The organism is Candidatus Planktophila versatilis (assembly GCF_002288345.1).
Classification (GTDB): Bacteria; Actinomycetota; Actinomycetes; order Nanopelagicales; family Nanopelagicaceae; genus Planktophila; species Planktophila versatilis_A.
This window is the reverse complement of the sequence record NZ_CP016781.1, coordinates 388,507-405,345: the sequence shown is the minus strand read 5'-3', so window position 1 is coordinate 405,345 and position 16,839 is coordinate 388,507. Positions and strand designations below refer to the sequence as shown.

Here is a 16,839-nt window from a genome sequence, read left to right as displayed (position 1 = left end):
CTATTTTTCGCCTGCTTCGACTCCTCTTCTCAATGGGTTCCGTCACTGACTTCCCCCAGAAATTCCACCACATGTTGTGGTGGATGAGAGATAAGGAGAAGTTATGAAGACATCAGAAATCCTAGAAATTCTTGCGTGCGTGTGCAGACTGATATTTCTGTTATTGGAAATAATGAATGCCCGCCGCAAGAACGACGGGCACTCGGATACTGCATAATCGAAGTTGGGCACCGTCTTGAGAATTCTCAAGGCGGTGTTCCATTTTTACATACGAGGCCGGTAGCCACCTTCGAATTAAATCAAAGCTGACTTGCCGGCCACCAAATACCCGTCCGCAGAGGAGCATCTGTTCGTATGCGAAAAGATAGCACCTACGAGTAGTTTTCAACTTAAGGGCGGTGAATTTTTCGCTTCGGGAAGGAAAAAATCCCCCAACCTGTAACCAAGTCGAGGGATTTTCTTACTCTGCGTAATGCAAAAGCCCCGCTGATTTCTCAACGGGGCCTTTGAACGGGGTTGGACAAGAATTAACTGCAACCAGATGTGTTTCCGCATCCTTCGCATACAAAGCAAGCACCTGACATACGCATCTTGACTCCACATGTCATACAGAGCGGTGCATCAGATTTGATTCCCATTGACTCTAGGAGATCAGATGATGAACCGATTGTTTGAACAGGTATTGATGCAAGTGGTTGCGCTGGTGCTGCTTCAATCTTTACCGCTACCGGCTTTGGGGCCTCAGCTTTTACAGCCGCAGGAGCCGCCACAGCCGCAGGTGCTTTTGGGGTATCAGCACTCGCAATTGGTGCGTATTCGCCACCGTTATCAAGGGCTGCTGCCCGCTCTGATGCGGTGTAGAGACCCATTGCTGAACGTTGTTCGAATGGCAAGTAATCAAGTGCCAAGCGACGGAAGATGTAATCCATCATGGATTGCGCCATGCGAATATCTGCATCATCTGTCATGCCTGCTGGCTCGAAGCGAAGGTTGGTGAACTTCTCAACGAATGTCTCTAGTGGAACTCCGTATTGAAGTCCGATAGATACTGCGATTGAGAAAGCATCCATTACTCCGGCAAGAGTTGATCCTTGCTTACCGAGCTTCAAGAAGACTTCACCGAGTGCGCCATCAGCATATGCGCCAGCGGTCATGTAACCCTCGGCGCCTCCGACTGAGAACGATGTTGTTGTGGATGGACGTGACTTAGGAAGACGCTTACGAACTGGTTCCGCAATTGCTTCTACCGGTGCATCCTTCTTCTTCGCCTTGCCATCAGAAAGTGGCTGACCGACTTTGCAGTTATCGCGATAGATGGCGAGTGCTTTAATGCCCATCTTCCATGCTTGGAAGTGAACTTCTTCCACTTCTTCCACAGTTGCTTCCTCTGGCAGGTTCACTGTCTTTGAGATAGCACCTGATAGGAATGGCTGGCAGGCAGCCATCATGCGCACGTGGCCCATTGGCGCAATTGAGCGGGCACCCAGTGCGCAGTCAAATACTTCATAGTGCTCTGGCTTAAGTCCTGGTGCATCAATGACGTGACCATTTGCGGCAATGAATTCAACAATTGCTTCGGTAGTCTCATCTGTGTAGCCAAGCTTGCGAAGAGCTGCTGGAACGGTCTGGTTCACAATCTGCATAGAACCGCCGCCAACGAGTTTCTTAAACTTCACTAGTGAGAAGTCAGGTTCGATACCTGTTGTATCGCAATCCATCATCAGACCAATTGTTCCAGTTGGTGCAAGAACTGAGATCTGCGCATTGCGCCAGCCGTTCTTGTCACCGGTTGCAAGACATGCATCCCATGCCTTATTTGCCTCGGTCCAGACATCGATATCGAGTGTGGTCTCTTGCTTAGCGGCAGACGATGCTGCAGCATGCTTGCGCATCACGCGAGTGTGGGCAGATGCATTACGGGCAAAGCCATCGTATGGTCCAACAATGCCAGCAAGTTCTGCGGAGCGCTTGTATGTGATGCCAGTTAGAAGTGAAGTGATGGAACCAGCTAGTGCGCGGCCACCTTCTGAGTCATAGGCAAGACCTGATGCCATAAGGAGCGCGCCAAGGTTTGCATAACCAATTCCAAGCTGGCGATATGCGCGAGTGGTCTCACCAATTGGCGCTGTTGGGAAATCTGCGAAACAAATTGAGATATCCATCGCAGTGATGATCAGCTCGGAAGCTTTTCCAAATGTCTTGGCATCAAATGAACCATCTGATTTCAGGAACTTCATCAAGTTCAGGGAAGCCAAATTACAGGATGAGTTATCTAGTGACATGTACTCAGAGCAAGGGTTTGACGCGTTAATGCGACCTGTCTCTGGGTTGGTATGCCAATCATTGATGGTGTCATCAAATTGAATTCCAGGATCGGCACATGCCCATGCTGCTTCGGCAATCTTGGTAAAGAGTGCGCGCGCATCTACGGTTTCAATCACTTCACCAGTTGAGCGGCCAACTAAACCAAACTGCTCGCCCTTTTCTACAGCGCTCATGAATTTATCGGAAAGGCGCACTGAGTTATTTGCATTCTGATATTGAACCGAGATGATGTCTTTTCCACCCAAGTCCATATCAAAGCCAGCATCACGCAGGGCGCGAATCTTCTGCTCCTCCGAGACCTTGGTCTCGATAAATTCTTCGATATCTGGGTGATCCACATCGAGGACAACCATCTTGGCTGCGCGACGGGTGGCACCACCAGATTTGATTGTTCCAGCTGAGGCATCAGCTCCGCGCATAAATGAGACGGGACCAGATGCGGTTCCACCTGACTTCAATAGTTCTTTAGATGAACGAATACGGGAAAGGTTAAGACCGGCACCAGAGCCACCCTTAAAGATCATTCCTTCTTCGCGATACCAGTTAAGAATTGATTCCATCGTGTCATCAACAGACAAGATAAAGCAGGCAGAAACTTGCTGCGGGGAGGCAGTTCCTACGTTAAACCAGACTGGGGAGTTAAATGAGAAGATCTGATGCAAGAGCATGTAGGTAAGTTCGTGCTCGAAAATTGTTGCATCTTTCTCAGTTGCAAAGTATCCGTACTCTTTACCAGCTTTTGTATATGTTAAAACTACGCGATCAATAACTTGCTTGAGTGACCATTCACGATTCTCAGCACCGACTGCTCCGCGGAAGTACTTGGTCGTTACGATAGTTGAAGCATTTACTGACCAAAAGTCTGCAAACTCAACACCGCGTTGTTCGAAAACAACTTCGCCGGTCTTCCAATTCTGTTGCACAACATCGCGGCGATCCCATGTGACCTGGTCATATGGGTGAAGGCCTTCTGTTGTGTAAATACGATCGATAGTAAGACCTTTGCCTGTCTTAAACTTCGATGCTGGTCGGTTGATGACCGTCTCTGACATGTGTTATTTCCCCGTCTTCTGATTAAGTGATGATGTTTTTTCTGGTGTTCTTACTTGTGATGCTTGTGATGCTGGTGTTGCCTGTCGTGCATTTGAAGGTAGTGCGCGGAGAAGTGCTATCTCACCTTCAAAATCTTCAAGGGAGGCAAAGTTACGGTACACAGATGCGTATCGGAGGTAGGCCACCTCATCGAGTTCGCGTAGTGGCGCAAGAATTGCCATTCCTACCTCTTGAGCTTCGATTTCTGCTTGCCCGGTTCCGCGAAGGCTCTCTTCAACTCGCTGGGCTAGTAAAACCAAATCATCTTCATCTACTGGGCGACCTTGGCACGCCTTGCGCACGCCGACAAGAACCTTCTCGCGGCTAAATGGCTCAGTGGCCCCTGATCGCTTGATGATGTTAAGAAGTGCCACCTCTTGGGTGGAAAAGCGCTGACCGCACTTAGGGCATTCCCGGCGGCGGCGGATTTCTGTGCCATCAACGACCGGACGAGAGTCAACGACTCTGGAATCATCATGTCTGCAGAACGGGCAAATCATCTCGGCGTGTCTCCCTTCGAAATACCTAGAATTTCCAATAAACGCATGTATTAGCGAATTGGTAAAACTACCGTAAAAACACTACTTATGGAAGTTTTATTGCTTTCGACCCCTACATCTAGTGGGAACTATAAAGTATTTCTTGAGACTCTGCAGGATGAAGCGCTGACCTCTTTCGCGTGTCGCAGCTGGATGAGCCTTATGCCAGCAGGCGAGCGCCTTTGTGAGCCTTGGCGAGCTTGGCATCTAGGGTCCAGAGCTGGGCTTTGGTCTGGGTGGCACTGGCGCTAATAATGGCATCGGGAGTTTTTAGCCCTTGGCTCACGCGGATCGAGGCTGCCAGCTCGGCAATCTTGCTATCGAGGGCGATGATCTCGGTGGCTATCTGCAGCAGTTTTCCCATGACGGCCTGGGAGGTACCTGCCTTAAAGGCAGCGGGTAGAACTTCAGTGATGGATAGGGCCGAGAATTGATAGCGATGTGACTCTGAAAAGCTATCCACTGCAATCTGATGATGTTTATCTTCCGGATTAAGAATTGCAATCAAAACTGATGAGTCCAGAAGCACTAATCCCAATTAAGTTTTCTCTCTTCTTCCAGGTTAAAGCCGCGATAGGTATCCCCCGCAACGCGAGAGAGCTCAAGAAATAAATTCTTCTCTTCCACTTTGCGTACCTCGATAAAACCAGCGTCATTGAATGCAAATTCCACGTCATCTCCTGCCTGTAATCCAACCGTTCGTAGGATATCTACGGGTATGGTCACTTGGTTCTTAGAACTAATACGACTTGTGGATGTACGACCGGCTCGAGTTTTCGGTGCAGAAACTTTCTTCTTACTCTTTACCTTAGAAACCATAGGTAAAGGTTAGCACCTACTTCAGCGGGATGCGGATCTTCTGGCCAGCTGTGAGATCAACTGATGCAAGTGAGTTGACTGAAACAATCTCTGAGACCAGCGAGCGCAGATCCCCATCGTGCTCAACGCGAGCAGCTAGTGACCACAAGGTCTCACCGGGTGCCACTCTGATGGTGATAAATGAGCCGGCAGCGGCCGGAACTACCTCGGTGCCAGCCCCAGCGTTGGCGCTGACAAGGGATGCTAAAACGATGGCAAGAGAGAGCACCACGAGGGTTCGAGCTAGACGACCACGGCGATTTAACTGGGTGCCGGACGGACGGAAGTTAGCGTTACTTGCGTAAACTCCTTGATTTGTAAGGGTTATAGCGCTCATGGTTCTCAGCTCCTGCTACTGCTTAAACCTTGGGGAAGGTTTTCGAACACTTGTTCGATGGGTAAACCATACCTGCCCCCACCGACACCTGCAAGTTATTTTCGAACATTTGTTTGAATTTATCCCCAACCTGTGGAAGAATATGTGTATGACTACAAAGCCCGAGCTCTCAGCTCGCCAGATCACCATCCTTGAATTCATCAAGACCTCATCCGAATCCCAGGGCTATGCCCCCTCTATGCGAGAAATTGGCGATGCCGCTGGCCTTAACTCCCCCGCATCAGTTAAATACCAGCTCGATATCTTGGAAGAGAAGGGCTTCATCCGCCGCGATGAGAACCGCGGCCGGGCCATGGAAGTTGTGCTACCTGAGCATCTCACCGGCGCCGGCGCCCACACCGATAAGACTCGCTTTATTCCACTAGTTGGCGCAATCGCTGCCGGTATTCCCATTACTGCAGATCAACAGGTAGAGGCCACCATGCCACTACCTGAATCACTTGTCGGTAAAGGTGATCTCTTCATGTTGCAAGTCAAAGGTGAATCAATGATCGATGCCGCCATCTGCGATGGTGACTATGTTGTTATTCGCCAACAAAAAGATGCCAACAATGGCGAGATCGTGGCAGCGATGATTGATGGCGAAGCCACCGTCAAGACCTTCTCACGCAAGGGTGGCCACATCTGGTTACTTCCAGCCAATAGCGACTTTGCACCTATCGATGGTGATGGGTGTGAAGTATTAGGAATAGTCACAGCGGTACTGCGCTCTATCTGACTCTTAACTAGACCTCATCTTGAGGTCTAGTGATGGGGTTAAGTTTTTACCTTTGGTTCACGCGTTCCGCTCGCGCAGGCCATGCCACTGCCCTATTCTGGGCGCCGCTACAGTAAGTTCTGTAGTTTTCTCAACAAGGGGGAGTTACCTATGAAGGCTCAAGACTTAATTGGATTATGGAATCAAAAGCGCGCACAGATCATTCAGGCACAGGTAGCACCAGCACTAGTTCTGATCGGCATCTTTGTCTTAGCTGCAATCGGCGCCTTTGAAAACGCCTCAGATGGCGCTAAATACCTCACTATCGGTGTAGCTGCCGCAACTGGAATCCTGGCCATCATCTCGCAATACGCCGCTGTGCGTGAGGCTGAAGCACTTCTGACTGATCTCAAGTCAGCAACTGAACAGAGCGCGCTCACAAAGAAGATTGCTGACTCACGTGGTCTACTCTCACTTTCAGCTATCGCCATCGTTGGACTTGGTCTAGGAATCTTCGCACTCGTTGTCTGGGCAGTTCTAGGCTAAATAATGCGTATTGGTCTAGCGCTCATTGCTATCTACTCCGTGGCAGTTCTCTTTCTTGTCACGCGAGCAGATAGACCATCCAAAAAGCGTGAGCGCTTGACCGGTCGTGGTGGAGATTTCGAATAAGGGCTTCATAGAAAAACCCGCAGAGTGATCTGCGGGTTTTTTATTGCAACAAAAAAGCCCCAGGTGACTAGTCCCGGGGCCTCTAAGTGTGCGTCTCGCTGGCGGGATTTGAACCCGCGGCCATCCTCTTAGTCATAGAGGTGCTCTATCCGCTGAGCTACAGCGAGACACAAGCGGAAGGTAAATGAGTTACCCATAGCAAAGTCAGAGATTGTTTACTGCTGTGGATTAAAGAGAAAGAATCAATAAATGTGGATTGTCTTGATACCCTTATCGCACTTAGTCATAGAGGTGCTCTGTTTCGCAGACGCACGAGAGAAAGCCATTGTTAAGTGCTATCTTTAGTGAACTTAGTCAATGGTGCTCTCTAGCGCGAGCTACAGAGAAAAACCCGCAGAGTGATCTGCGGGTTTTTTATTCCCACAAACCCTATTTGTCACTGCCAGTGACTACCCTTACCCCATGGGCTTCTTCGCAGATTTCAAAGCAAAGCGGGCAGCAAGCGCTGCCGCTAAAGCACACAGCGCAGCACTTGCCGAATGGGAAGATGATCGCGCAACGCTAGCCAAACTCATCACCGTCTTTACTGCAGCATCCAAAGGTGAAGACTCAGTGCCTAACTCACTGATGCAAAAACCTGGTGAGCACACACTCTGGTCTGCCACAGGCATCTTTCATGAAACAGGTCGCACGCCATCTCAATACGTTGGTGGCTCCTCCGGGGTCAGCATCCCGGTAGGTGCTGGCATTCGCTTTCGCGTGGGTGCGATGCGCGGACAAGTAGTACCTGGTGAAGAGCAACAGATGGATAAGGATCAAGGCGTTGTCATGCTCACCACCGAACGGCTCATCTTCACTGGCCCCAACCACACTCGGGAATGGGACTTCGACAAACTCCTCATGGCCTCCACCACAGATGATGAATCTGATTACTTCCTGAGCGTTTCAAACCGACAAAAGACATCAGGAGTGCGCTTTAGTGTGAGAACCGGACGAGAATTCAATAGATTCCTAGGCTCGGCCACGGTAGTCAATGAGAAAGGCTACGGACCGCTATTAGATGAGTTGCATAAGCTGGAGAAAGAGGCGGATGCGGCGCGGCCGGTGTTGGGTGGGGTTGTTGAACTGCCTGAAAAGGCTTGATTAAGCAAGCGAACCCATAAATTCATGGATTCAAAATTGGATTCCTTTCACAATGTCACCGCTGGGCACTAGTTTTAGCACAATCGTTACTGACAGCTAAGGGGATCACCACAGATGAGCCAAGCCACCCAGCAAGACATTGAGTCGTGGCTTTGGGACTCTGCCAACATCCTTCGTGGCCCAGTAGATCCCGCAAACCTACGTGACTTTGTCTTTCCTCTCCTCTTTCTCAAGCGCCTAAGCGACACATGGGATGAAGAGCAAGAGAAAGCAATCAAGAAGTTCGGCAAGGATATCGATGATGAAACAGCTGCCGACTTTCACACCTTTCAAATCCCCAAGGGCTGCCACTGGGCAGATCTTCGCCGAGCTGCTGAAAACCATGGTGTGCTTATTCAAAATATCATGCAAAAAATTGAGGAAGCTAATCCAAATCAATTAGCCCAAATCTTTGGAAATGCTCCATGGGCTGATCACAACAAGATGCCACCTGAGCGTCTTGAAAAACTTGTTAGCCACTTTAGCCAAAAAGATCTCTCCCCCAGCAAAGTCTCGAACGATCTCCTAGGAGGTGGCTACGAATACTTGCTCAAGCGCTTCTCTGATGAAAGCTCCACAAGCGCAGGCCAGTTCTTTACCCCTCGTGCTGTTGTCCACTTACTCGTTCGCATCCTTGGCCCTCAACCAACAGAATCCATCTATGACCCAACCTGTGGCTCTGCAGGTATGTTGATCGAAGCCGCTGCCGAAGTAAAACAATCAGGTGGCTCTGTTCGCCAGATGCGCTTCTATGGTCAAGAAGTTAACCAAACCTCAGCGGCTATCGGACGCATGAACCTTTTCATCCACGAAGTGGAAGATGCACAGATTCGACGTGAAGACACCTTGCAAAAACCAAAATTCATAGATGCAAAAGGCAAGCTTGATCAATTTGATTTAGTAGTTGCCAACCCTCCCTTTAGTTTGAAAGATTGGGGAGCAGATAAATGGGCGACAGATCCACATAAACGAGCAATCGGTGGAGTGCCACCGAAGAACAATGGCGACTACGCATGGGTGCAACACATGATCACTTCGATGAAGCCTGAGACTGGCCGAGTTGGTGTTGTTATGCCCCACGGAGTTCTCTTTAGAAGTGGCGCAGAAGGTACCATTCGTAAGCACCTCATTGAATCAGACCTCCTTGAAACCATTATCGGACTTGCACCAAACCTCTTCTACGGCACAACCATCCCAGCCAGCTTGATGTTCTTTAGAGCAACCAAAGATAAGAAGCGAAAGAAACACATACTTTTTATTGATGCGTCTAAGCGATTTGGTAAGGGTAAAGCTCAGAACTTCCTAACAGATGAAGATGTTGAAGATATCTTCTCTGTTTACCAGACTTTGGGCGAGAGCGAAAAGGAAAATATTTCAGCACGCCTAGTTTCTCATGACGAAATTGAAGAGAACAATTGGGATCTCAACATCGGTCGCTATCTCAAAGCAGATGCTGCAGAAGTTGTTGACGTTCAGGATGCGCTCGCATCCTTTGATCAAGCTCGTAGTGAATTAGCTGTTGCCGAAAAGGCTTTGCTAGCTAAGTTAAAGGCTGCTGGCTATGCGTAATGGTTGGGAATTTGTGCCTTTGGGAAAATACATCAAACAATCGAAAAAGAAAATTAAGGTTGTAGACGGGGAAGAATATCCTGCGATTGGTGTCATGATGGAAGGAAGGGGATTTGTTACCCGCCCTCCATTTATTGGAGGGAAGACAACATACAAGCAGCTCACTCCTATTGAACCTGATCAATTAGTTTTGCGGTCTATAACTGCTTGGGAAGCCCCAATTCAAGTGACAACAAAAGAACACAGCGGTTTCCATGTTTCTGGAGTTTTTCCAGTTTTTGATATCGATGCCAAAAACTTGAATCCACAATATCTCTCATTATTGTGTCGGTATAACCCGTTTTGGGAGTCAATGCGGGAGAGGACAGTTGGTTCCGTTCTGAGGCGTAAGACTCTGAGCGCCACCGCTTTGATGGATATACCAGTTCACCTTCCACCACTCCCCGAACAAAAAAGAATTGTTGACCTCATTACTTCAGTTGATTCCTACATCGAAGCCCTACAACAACAATTAGATAGTGCGAAAAGATCTAGAAATGCTGTACTACATGAGTTGTTGACGACAGGCAGCGATGATTGGATTGAGACAACTCTTGGCGAAATATGTGCAGACGGGTTATTTGCCGATGGAGACTGGGTCGAATCTAAAGACCAGGACCCTGAGGGTGATTATCGTCTGCTACAGCTTGCAGACATTGGGGATGGCACCTTTTTGAACAAGTCAGATCGTTGGATGAATCGAGAACAGTTCAATCGGCTAGGTTGTACAAAACTAGAAGTTAACGATGTTTTGATTGCTCGAATGCCAGATCCCATTGGTAGAGCATGTCTATTTCCAGAAGGCTTGCCTGTGTGCGCAACAGTCGTGGATGTAGCAATTGTTAGAACTGGTAACGAAACTTTGCAGAAGTTTCTTGCTCTACTGATTAATTCATCTGATTTTCGAACAGAAGCTTTCTCCCTTCTTACAGGAACTACCCGTCAACGAATCTCACGAGGCAACCTGGCCAAAATTTCCTTTGTAATCCCTTCACAAGAAAAGCAACTTGAAATCGTGAATTTGATTTCTTTATTTGATGGTGAGATTGCCCAATCAGTTCGAGTAATCGAAGAGGCAAAACAATTAAGGTCTGGATTGTTGTCGGATCTTCTCAGCGGAGAACACCTAATCCCTGCCAGCTACGACAAAATCATGGGTGCTGCGTAATGATGTCTCAGATCGAAAAGAGCATCGACGAGAAGATGGTTCAGATGGGGTTGGCAGACCATCTTTCTCGACTTGGTTGGATATGGGCAGAGGATGAAACTCTTGGACGCCCATTTGAAAGTGTTTTCTTAAATGATGATTTAATCAAAGGGTTAGTTAGCTTGAATCCTGATATCGCAAAGGTTCCTGCTCGAGCTGAAGAGGTGCTTTCAAAGTTACGAGCTGTTCTACTCGGTGTTCGAAACGATGGACTTGTTGCTTCTAACGAAGAATTTGTTGCTTGGCTTTGTGGCCGCAGAACTATCAAATACATTGGCACAGATAAAGATGTCCAAGTTAATCTGATTGATTTTGAAAATCCCAAGGCGAACACTCTGCGAGTTACGACAGAGGCTACTTTTCACATAGGCCGCGAGCATCGTAGATATGACCTCGTTTTATGGGTCAATGGATTTCCTCTAGTTGTTGGTGAGATGAAGACTCCAAAGGATAAGAACATCTCATGGCTAAATGGTGCAACAGATGTTCACAATGCTTACGAGAAGAAGACTCCTGAGTTCTTTGTTCCCAATGTCTTGTCTTTTGCTTCAGAGGGACGTGAGTTTAGATATGGCGCAGTGGGACAGCCGCCAGAGTTATGGTTGAACTGGTCATCAACGACTGATGTGATCATGCCTCCAGGTTTACCTAACATGTTGAGATCTGCAGAGTTATTGCTAACTCCAGCGATGGTGCTAGATATCTTGCGCACCTTTACTTTGTATTCATCCCGCAGAACTGCCAATGGGGCGCTTCGCACCAAGGTGATTCCTCGCTATCCGCAGGTTGAAGCGGTAGAAGCAATAGTTGCTCGTTGTAAGGATCCTAAGAAGAAACAGGGATTGATCTGGCATCACCAAGGTTCGGGTAAGACATTTGCGATGGCATATGCAGCGGCCAAGCTTCGCCATGAAAGTGAACTGGATGCTCCAACAATTGTGATTGTCTTGGATCGCTTGGAACTAATTCAACAGACTGAATCCGAGTTTAAATCTGTGGGTATTCAATCTCTCAAGACCGCTGAGACAAAAGATGAACTTCGAGCATTGCTAAAAAATGATGCACGTGGCGTGATCATCACGACGATATTTAGATTTGCCGAGGCTGGGTTACTTAATGATCGAGCCAACATTGTGGTGATGGTTGATGAAGCACATAGAACGCAAGAGGGCCGCCTTGGTTTAGATATGCGTGAGGCGCTGCCTAATGCGAAGTTCATTGGACTTACTGGTACACCGATATCGACAGAAGATAAGAACACCTTTTCTATGTTTGGCGATTTGGATGATCCAGATGGTGCGCTTAACCATTACTCAGTTGAGCGTTCTATCCATGATGGGGCAACGCTGCCTGTGCACGTTGAGACTCGTTTAGTTAACTTCCACTTTAATGGCGAAGATTTACAAGCTGCCTTTGATCAGTTGGCAGATGATGAGAATTTAAGTGAGGAACAACGAGGAAAGCTTGCAGCAAGGGCTTCAAGTATTTCCATTGTGGTTCGAGATAAAGATCGTATTGAGGCAGTCTGTAAAGACATAGTTGATCACTACAGAGCTCGTATCGCACCCCTTGGTCTAAAGGCACAGGTTGTTGCCTTTGATCGAGCAACTTGTGTGGCTTATTACGACGAGATCACTAAGTTACTTAATCAAGGCGAAGAGGCAACCGTTGTGATGACGACCGTTAAAGATGATCCGCAGGAGTGGGATCGCTGGAATATTGATCGTGAGCAAGAGGCAACGATTAAGGATCGATTCAGAGATATCAATGATCCACTCAAGTTTGTAATTGTTACAGCCAAGCTTCTAACTGGGTTTGATGCACCCATTGAAGGTGTGATGTATTTAGATAAGCCACTTCGAGCCCATACCTTGTTCCAAGCTGTCTGCCGAACTAACCGTAGATGGACCAACCCAATAACGGGCCAACAAAAACTTCATGGTCTGATTGTTGATTATGTGGGTCTTGGCAAGGAGCTTGCAAAGGCTTTATCTACAAAGGCCACAATGAAGCCAGGACAGAATCAAGAAGATGTTGAGATTTTGCTAGGTGAACTGACTGCTGAAGTTGCCAACACTATTTCTGAATTTGAGAGCGTCGATAAGGAAGCATCTGTCTTTAATCAGATCCATGATGCGCAGCAAATCTTAGACACAATCGAAAAGCGTGATGAGTTTGCTGCAAAGTTCATGCGCTGTCAGGGTCTATTTGAGTTCCTATGGCCAGATACCAAGCTTCGCCCGATTGAAGAAAGCTACAGATTCTTGGCTCGGGTCTATGCGTCGATTGCTCCAAATAATTCTGCTGATCTTTTGCTCTGGCAAAAGCTCGGTGCAAAGACCATGGAGATTGTTCATACACACCTAACTGGAATCACCATTGATGCGGATAAGCTCGACAAAGTTGCGATGGATGCTGAAGTCCTAGAAGCGCTTCGAGATAACGGGCTCTTCCCAGCGCCACCAAAGCTTGGACAACCTGCGCCAACAGCTCTAGAAGTATTGCAGCGATTAGAAGAGCGAATCATGGCTCGAATTGCGGGAGCTACTGGAATAAAGATTTGGAAGTCTTTGGCTGAACGCTTAGAGCTACTTCGCCTGAGTCGCATTTCAAGTGCCGCAGAGAGTGTTGAGTTCCTGCGCCATCTATTAGAACTCGCTAAAGACTTGCTAGAGGCAGAGCGTGCTGATGATGAGGGTCGCATCAACGAGATCAAAGTTATAGATCCTCGCAAAGGTGCACTGACTCAGATATTTGAAGAGTTCAAACCTCAAGGTGTCCCAGTTGTTATCGAAAGCGTTGTAGAGAAAGTAGATTCATTAGTACAACCAGTGAGAGGTACAGGCTGGCAAACATCCCACCCTGGTGATCGAATGGTTCGACAAGAGCTTCGTCTGATTCTTAAAAACTCAGGTCTACCGCCTGCTGGTGATCTATTTGACCGTGCATACGCTTACATCCGAGAAAACTACTAAGGAGAACAATGACTCAATTAGGGAAACTCGAAAAAGTTGATGTCCGTAAAGTTTGGGAGCATGAAGCCCGAGACTTCAGTGCTTGGCTCGTGAAGCCAGAAAACTTAGAGCTGCTGTCTGAGCAAATTGGGATAGACATTGAACCTACTGGTACTGAGATTGGGGTCGGTCGTTTTCGTATCGATATTTTGGCTGAAGAGCCAAGAACAGGTCACAAAATAATTATTGAGAATCAGCTTGAGGCGACAAATCATGATCACCTAGGAAAGGTAATCACTTATGCAGCTGGTCTTGATGCAAAGTATTTAATTTGGATTGTAAAAGATGTTCTGCCAGAGCATTTGAAAGCAGTCGAATGGCTAAACGAGCACCTTGACGATGATATTCGATGCTTCCTAATAAAGATTGAAGTATGGCAAATTGGTGACTCGAAGCCAGCGCCAAGATTTGAAGTTATCAGCGTCAAGAATGACTGGGCGGCAACTTTGAAAAGCACCTCGGTGGTTGGCGATGTCAGCTCAACAAAACTTCGTCAGCTGGAATATTGGCAGAACCTTTGTGGATATATCCGATCCAAAGATCAGCAGATCAAACTTCATACTCCAGCACCGCAGCATTGGCTGAACTTTTCCATGGGTAACTCCATTTCACACATTGCTCTAACAGTTCATACGCAAAAGCAGCGATTTGGATGCGAGCTATACATCCCCAATGACAAAGTTTTGTTCTCATACCTCAATGACAACTACGAACAAATCAAGAATGAGCTTGGTGAGGATTTTTCTTGGTTTGAAGGAAAAGTAGCTGCTGGGCTTGGGATTTATTTGACAGTTCCTGACGTATTTAACGAGAGTAAGCAAGAACAATATTTCGAGTGGATGTATTCCAAAGTGCTTTTGTTCAAAAAGGTATTCTCGCCATACGTAACCAAATACAGGGAAGAGAGTAAGTAGTTAGCAATCAATAATCATGACTCGTTTTCTCAGACCTCGTAGGGCTAAGGGCGAGTATAAGATTGTAAAAAGGTACCAAGATGAACCAGCCGCTTTTTCCAACATCGTTCATGCGCCTTACAGCTACTGCCAAATATGGCAAAATGAGAGCAACGAAGGCAAAAGCTCCAATAAATTCGGTTCCATATAAACCATCTAAACCGCCTGCTATGAAAGTGACTACATAGAAGAATAGGAAGAAACTCCAGAATTCTTTTCTTGTAGATTTTCCCTGAAAATCAACATACTTTGTAAGTGAATTGCCGATTTGATTAAACATTTTGTACTCCTCAGATTTCAATTGTTGGTGGTGAAAAAGTACGCTCTCCCAGTGAGAAGACGTAGTCAGACAGCTGGGACGCATAGTCGTTCTTTTCTGCTGTATTCATTTTCCTCAGACATCTAGGGATTGGGCTGTATATCCGCGCGTTTGCGTTGAAAAAGGTTATGCAGATCATTTGCCACACCCGACTCTGTCGCCATCACGATCAAGTTTGTGTACGTCTATACCAATGACCTTCACTGGAGCTAGACCTAGACGCTTGATGTCAGCGCAATCGAGATCCGATGTGAATAATGGGATGCAACCTGCATAGTTGGGATCGCAATTAACTCCAGCTGAAACGACTGCTGCCTTGAGGTCACTGACGACCGCAGCAGTTGTGACTACATTACCTGGAGTTAGTCGAGTGCTAGGGCAGGCTTTCCATAGACCTAATGACTTAGCTTTTGCATTGAGTGCGGCTTGAAGGATTTGGGCTGAGTACTGACCCCTTTCCCCCCGATAGAAGTAAGGGGCTGCCGCACCGATTTCAACTAATTTGAGATTGATATTTGTCTTGCCAACAAAGACGTATCGAAGCAGTCGACCGTAGCGATCCCGCTCGTCGAGTTTTGGATCCGACTTTAATGTCAGCTCTCCAGGAGCGTTCAGTAAAGTGAATAGCGCACTCCGTGCTTCTTTGCCGTAACACTCGGCTGGATTGAGTTCTGGGGTATCAATCTGCAAGAGCCTGACCTTCTCTCCTGAACTCAAGGTAATGGTGTCCCCGTCAATAACTCTCAAGGTTGGACTACCAGCGCTTGCTGGAGACCCTGCCGAAGAAACACTTAGAGCAAGAATGACACTTGCTAAAGCAAACAACTTCTTCATCGGACACCCATCAATTGTTCTGTATTGAATTCAAATCCCGAAGTACGAAAATCCAACTCCGATGCTTGAAGACATGGATGAGCACCGCTCATCTCGTCCCGACGAGATTGGATGTTTGCACCACGATAGACGGCCACAACTTCTTCATACTGTGCGCGAAGAAGGATCTTCTTGCTTTCAAGCACCTCGAGCTCTTGATCCAACATCTTAGATGTGTCGATATCTGCTTCTTCTACAGACGCACCTGATTTGAGCTTGGCAGTATTTCGACGGTTTTGTAGATTGCGAAGAAACCAGACTTTGCGCTTGGCGCGGGCTACTGAACTTTCAATTTCTGAATAGTGCATGAAAGAAATTACAATTCCTACGCCAATAAATGTAAGTTGTAAAAGCGTATAGAAGATCCATAGATAGATGATCTTTTCATCTTCTGTCATACCAGTAAGGTTGCCTGAAGTCAGAACACCATTACGGGCACGAATGTTGGACAAGAAGGTGATTGTTCCAACCAATAGGACGCCAACGACGCTAAACATCACATGATAAATGCCGGACTTTGGGCGATTTCGGTCGAATAGCGATTTGAAGTAGATGCCAAGAATGTGAGCAGCCCCCACTGACAATCCACTTACAGCTAACGTTACGATCAATGACGGTCCTACTTTTTCACCAAGTAGAACTCTAAAGGCAGGTGCGGTAATTGTGAATTCACCAATAAAGAGTAAGAACAGGAACGGTAGGTAGAACGTGTTACCTATTTGACGAACACGAGCGAATTTCGCCATGGGAACTTCGTCACTTCCACCATCCAGCTTTGCTTGAGCAGAGGCCAACTCTGCCTGTGCGACAGCTAAGCTGTCAGCAAGTGCTTGAGACTTACCTTTTTCTTGGATTTCATTCCGAACTGCGCTAATTTTTTGTGATTCTTTCGCTAATTTCTTCTCTTCAAGATCCAGATCTAGTTCTCTACCAAATGCTGCATATTGACGCTGTAACTGCATCAAATAGGGGACGCTGTTATGCGCCCACTCTTGACGAGGAATTTGATTCTTTCCATCACGACGACCCTGCTTGCGAGCATCCTTGATGGCTTCCTTTGGTGCTGATGATGTTGACTTACTTTTCATGATATTTCTCCTATT

The 16,839-nt window shown here is 47.2% G+C and carries 16 protein-coding genes and 1 tRNA gene; 8 read left to right on the top strand and 9 right to left on the bottom strand.

What is annotated here, in order from left to right; translation table 11 throughout:
- Positions 1–527: 527 nt before the first annotated feature.
- The 5 genes from A1sIIB142_RS02095 to A1sIIB142_RS02075 form a co-directional block, all read right to left on the bottom strand.
- The gene (locus A1sIIB142_RS02095; RefSeq protein ID WP_095693477.1) at positions 528–3,377 is read right to left on the bottom strand and encodes a vitamin B12-dependent ribonucleotide reductase; all 2,850 of its coding nucleotides are present in this window, start codon (positions 3,375–3,377) and stop codon (positions 528–530) included.
- 3 nt (positions 3,378–3,380) lie between these two features.
- A complete protein-coding gene (gene nrdR, locus A1sIIB142_RS02090; protein WP_095693476.1) occupies positions 3,381–3,917 on the bottom strand; it encodes a transcriptional regulator NrdR in 537 nt (178 codons plus the stop codon).
- Positions 3,918–4,116: 199 nt separating this feature from the next.
- Positions 4,117–4,485, bottom strand: a complete 369-nt coding sequence (locus A1sIIB142_RS02085) for a type II toxin-antitoxin system VapC family toxin (RefSeq protein ID WP_223299226.1) — start codon at positions 4,483–4,485, stop codon at positions 4,117–4,119.
- Positions 4,485–4,775: an AbrB/MazE/SpoVT family DNA-binding domain-containing protein gene (locus A1sIIB142_RS02080; protein WP_095693474.1), complete on the bottom strand. Its 291-nt coding sequence runs from the start codon at positions 4,773–4,775 to the stop codon at positions 4,485–4,487. The genes A1sIIB142_RS02085 and A1sIIB142_RS02080 overlap by 1 nt, the downstream gene beginning before the upstream one ends.
- Before the next feature lie 16 nt (positions 4,776–4,791).
- A complete protein-coding gene (locus A1sIIB142_RS02075) occupies positions 4,792–5,151 on the bottom strand; it encodes a LysM peptidoglycan-binding domain-containing protein (protein ID WP_095693473.1) in 360 nt (119 codons plus the stop codon).
- A gap of 148 nt (positions 5,152–5,299) precedes the next feature.
- Between A1sIIB142_RS02075 and lexA the strand changes: the two genes are divergently transcribed.
- From lexA to A1sIIB142_RS06640, 3 genes are all read left to right on the top strand, one after another.
- Positions 5,300–5,929, top strand: coding sequence for a transcriptional repressor LexA (lexA, locus tag A1sIIB142_RS02070; protein WP_223299212.1), 630 nt, complete (start codon positions 5,300–5,302; stop codon positions 5,927–5,929).
- 150 nt (positions 5,930–6,079) lie between these two features.
- Positions 6,080–6,454, top strand: a complete 375-nt coding sequence (locus tag A1sIIB142_RS02065) for a hypothetical protein (RefSeq protein WP_095693471.1) — start codon at positions 6,080–6,082, stop codon at positions 6,452–6,454.
- 3 nt (positions 6,455–6,457) lie between these two features.
- Positions 6,458–6,580 carry a hypothetical protein gene (locus A1sIIB142_RS06640; protein WP_257789624.1) on the top strand — a complete coding sequence of 41 codons (123 nt, stop codon included), beginning with the start codon at positions 6,458–6,460 and terminating at the stop codon, positions 6,578–6,580.
- Between the two features lie 93 nt (positions 6,581–6,673).
- Here the strand turns inward: A1sIIB142_RS06640 and A1sIIB142_RS02060 are convergent.
- Positions 6,674–6,747, bottom strand: a tRNA-Val gene (locus A1sIIB142_RS02060).
- Between the two features lie 295 nt (positions 6,748–7,042).
- Here A1sIIB142_RS02060 and A1sIIB142_RS02055 point away from each other — a divergent pair.
- The 5 genes from A1sIIB142_RS02055 to A1sIIB142_RS02035 all read left to right on the top strand — a co-directional run bounded on the left by A1sIIB142_RS02055 (position 7,043) and on the right by A1sIIB142_RS02035 (position 14,505).
- Positions 7,043–7,723 carry a hypothetical protein gene (locus A1sIIB142_RS02055; RefSeq protein ID WP_095693470.1) on the top strand — a complete coding sequence of 227 codons (681 nt, stop codon included), beginning with the start codon at positions 7,043–7,045 and terminating at the stop codon, positions 7,721–7,723.
- Between the two features lie 114 nt (positions 7,724–7,837).
- Positions 7,838–9,331 carry a type I restriction-modification system subunit M gene (locus A1sIIB142_RS02050; protein WP_095693469.1) on the top strand — a complete coding sequence of 498 codons (1,494 nt, stop codon included), beginning with the start codon at positions 7,838–7,840 and terminating at the stop codon, positions 9,329–9,331.
- Positions 9,324–10,538 (top strand): restriction endonuclease subunit S, encoded by a 1,215-nt coding sequence (locus A1sIIB142_RS02045; RefSeq protein ID WP_223299211.1) that lies wholly within the window; start codon positions 9,324–9,326, stop codon positions 10,536–10,538. Before A1sIIB142_RS02050 ends, A1sIIB142_RS02045 begins: the two co-directional genes overlap by 8 nt.
- Complete coding sequence (locus A1sIIB142_RS02040) at positions 10,538–13,552, top strand: type I restriction endonuclease subunit R (protein ID WP_095693468.1); 3,015 nt, start codon at positions 10,538–10,540, stop codon at positions 13,550–13,552. Before A1sIIB142_RS02045 ends, A1sIIB142_RS02040 begins: the two co-directional genes overlap by 1 nt.
- Positions 13,553–13,560: 8 nt before the next feature.
- Positions 13,561–14,505 carry a DUF4268 domain-containing protein gene (locus A1sIIB142_RS02035; protein WP_095693467.1) on the top strand — a complete coding sequence of 315 codons (945 nt, stop codon included), beginning with the start codon at positions 13,561–13,563 and terminating at the stop codon, positions 14,503–14,505.
- A 7-nt stretch (positions 14,506–14,512) separates the two neighbouring features.
- Here A1sIIB142_RS02035 and A1sIIB142_RS02030 read toward each other — a convergent pair whose 3' ends face one another.
- From A1sIIB142_RS02030 to A1sIIB142_RS02020, 3 genes are all read right to left on the bottom strand, one after another.
- Positions 14,513–14,824 carry a DUF805 domain-containing protein gene (locus A1sIIB142_RS02030; protein ID WP_095693466.1) on the bottom strand — a complete coding sequence of 104 codons (312 nt, stop codon included), beginning with the start codon at positions 14,822–14,824 and terminating at the stop codon, positions 14,513–14,515.
- Positions 14,825–14,998: 174 nt separating this feature from the next.
- Positions 14,999–15,697 carry a thermonuclease family protein gene (locus A1sIIB142_RS02025; protein ID WP_095693465.1) on the bottom strand — a complete coding sequence of 233 codons (699 nt, stop codon included), beginning with the start codon at positions 15,695–15,697 and terminating at the stop codon, positions 14,999–15,001.
- Positions 15,694–16,824, bottom strand: a complete 1,131-nt coding sequence (locus A1sIIB142_RS02020; protein WP_095693464.1) for a hypothetical protein — start codon at positions 16,822–16,824, stop codon at positions 15,694–15,696. The genes A1sIIB142_RS02025 and A1sIIB142_RS02020 overlap by 4 nt, the downstream gene beginning before the upstream one ends.
- Positions 16,825–16,839: the final 15 nt, after the last annotated feature.

What these genes read in the sequence shown, in the direction of transcription:
- nrdR (WP_095693476.1), bottom strand. Translation starts at nt 3,917, where the DNA reads ATGATTTGCCCGTTCTGCAGACATGATGATTCCAGAGTCGTTGACTCT.
- A1sIIB142_RS02045 (WP_223299211.1), top strand. Translation starts at nt 9,324, where the DNA reads ATGCGTAATGGTTGGGAATTTGTGCCTTTGGGAAAATACATCAAACAA.
- A1sIIB142_RS02035 (WP_095693467.1), top strand. Translation starts at nt 13,561, where the DNA reads ATGACTCAATTAGGGAAACTCGAAAAAGTTGATGTCCGTAAAGTTTGG.
- A1sIIB142_RS02020 (WP_095693464.1), bottom strand. Translation starts at nt 16,824, where the DNA reads ATGAAAAGTAAGTCAACATCATCAGCACCAAAGGAAGCCATCAAGGAT.
- A1sIIB142_RS02055 (WP_095693470.1), top strand. Translation starts at nt 7,043, where the DNA reads ATGGGCTTCTTCGCAGATTTCAAAGCAAAGCGGGCAGCAAGCGCTGCC.
- A1sIIB142_RS02025 (WP_095693465.1), bottom strand. Translation starts at nt 15,697, where the DNA reads ATGAAGAAGTTGTTTGCTTTAGCAAGTGTCATTCTTGCTCTAAGTGTT.
- A1sIIB142_RS06640 (WP_257789624.1), top strand. Translation starts at nt 6,458, where the DNA reads ATGCGTATTGGTCTAGCGCTCATTGCTATCTACTCCGTGGCAGTTCTC.
- A1sIIB142_RS02075 (WP_095693473.1), bottom strand. Translation starts at nt 5,151, where the DNA reads ATGAGCGCTATAACCCTTACAAATCAAGGAGTTTACGCAAGTAACGCT.
- A1sIIB142_RS02050 (WP_095693469.1), top strand. Translation starts at nt 7,838, where the DNA reads ATGAGCCAAGCCACCCAGCAAGACATTGAGTCGTGGCTTTGGGACTCT.
- A1sIIB142_RS02065 (WP_095693471.1), top strand. Translation starts at nt 6,080, where the DNA reads ATGAAGGCTCAAGACTTAATTGGATTATGGAATCAAAAGCGCGCACAG.
- A1sIIB142_RS02030 (WP_095693466.1), bottom strand. Translation starts at nt 14,824, where the DNA reads ATGTTTAATCAAATCGGCAATTCACTTACAAAGTATGTTGATTTTCAG.
- A1sIIB142_RS02095 (WP_095693477.1), bottom strand. Translation starts at nt 3,377, where the DNA reads ATGTCAGAGACGGTCATCAACCGACCAGCATCGAAGTTTAAGACAGGC.
- lexA (WP_223299212.1), top strand. Translation starts at nt 5,300, where the DNA reads ATGACTACAAAGCCCGAGCTCTCAGCTCGCCAGATCACCATCCTTGAA.
- A1sIIB142_RS02080 (WP_095693474.1), bottom strand. Translation starts at nt 4,775, where the DNA reads ATGGTTTCTAAGGTAAAGAGTAAGAAGAAAGTTTCTGCACCGAAAACT.
- A1sIIB142_RS02040 (WP_095693468.1), top strand. Translation starts at nt 10,538, where the DNA reads ATGATGTCTCAGATCGAAAAGAGCATCGACGAGAAGATGGTTCAGATG.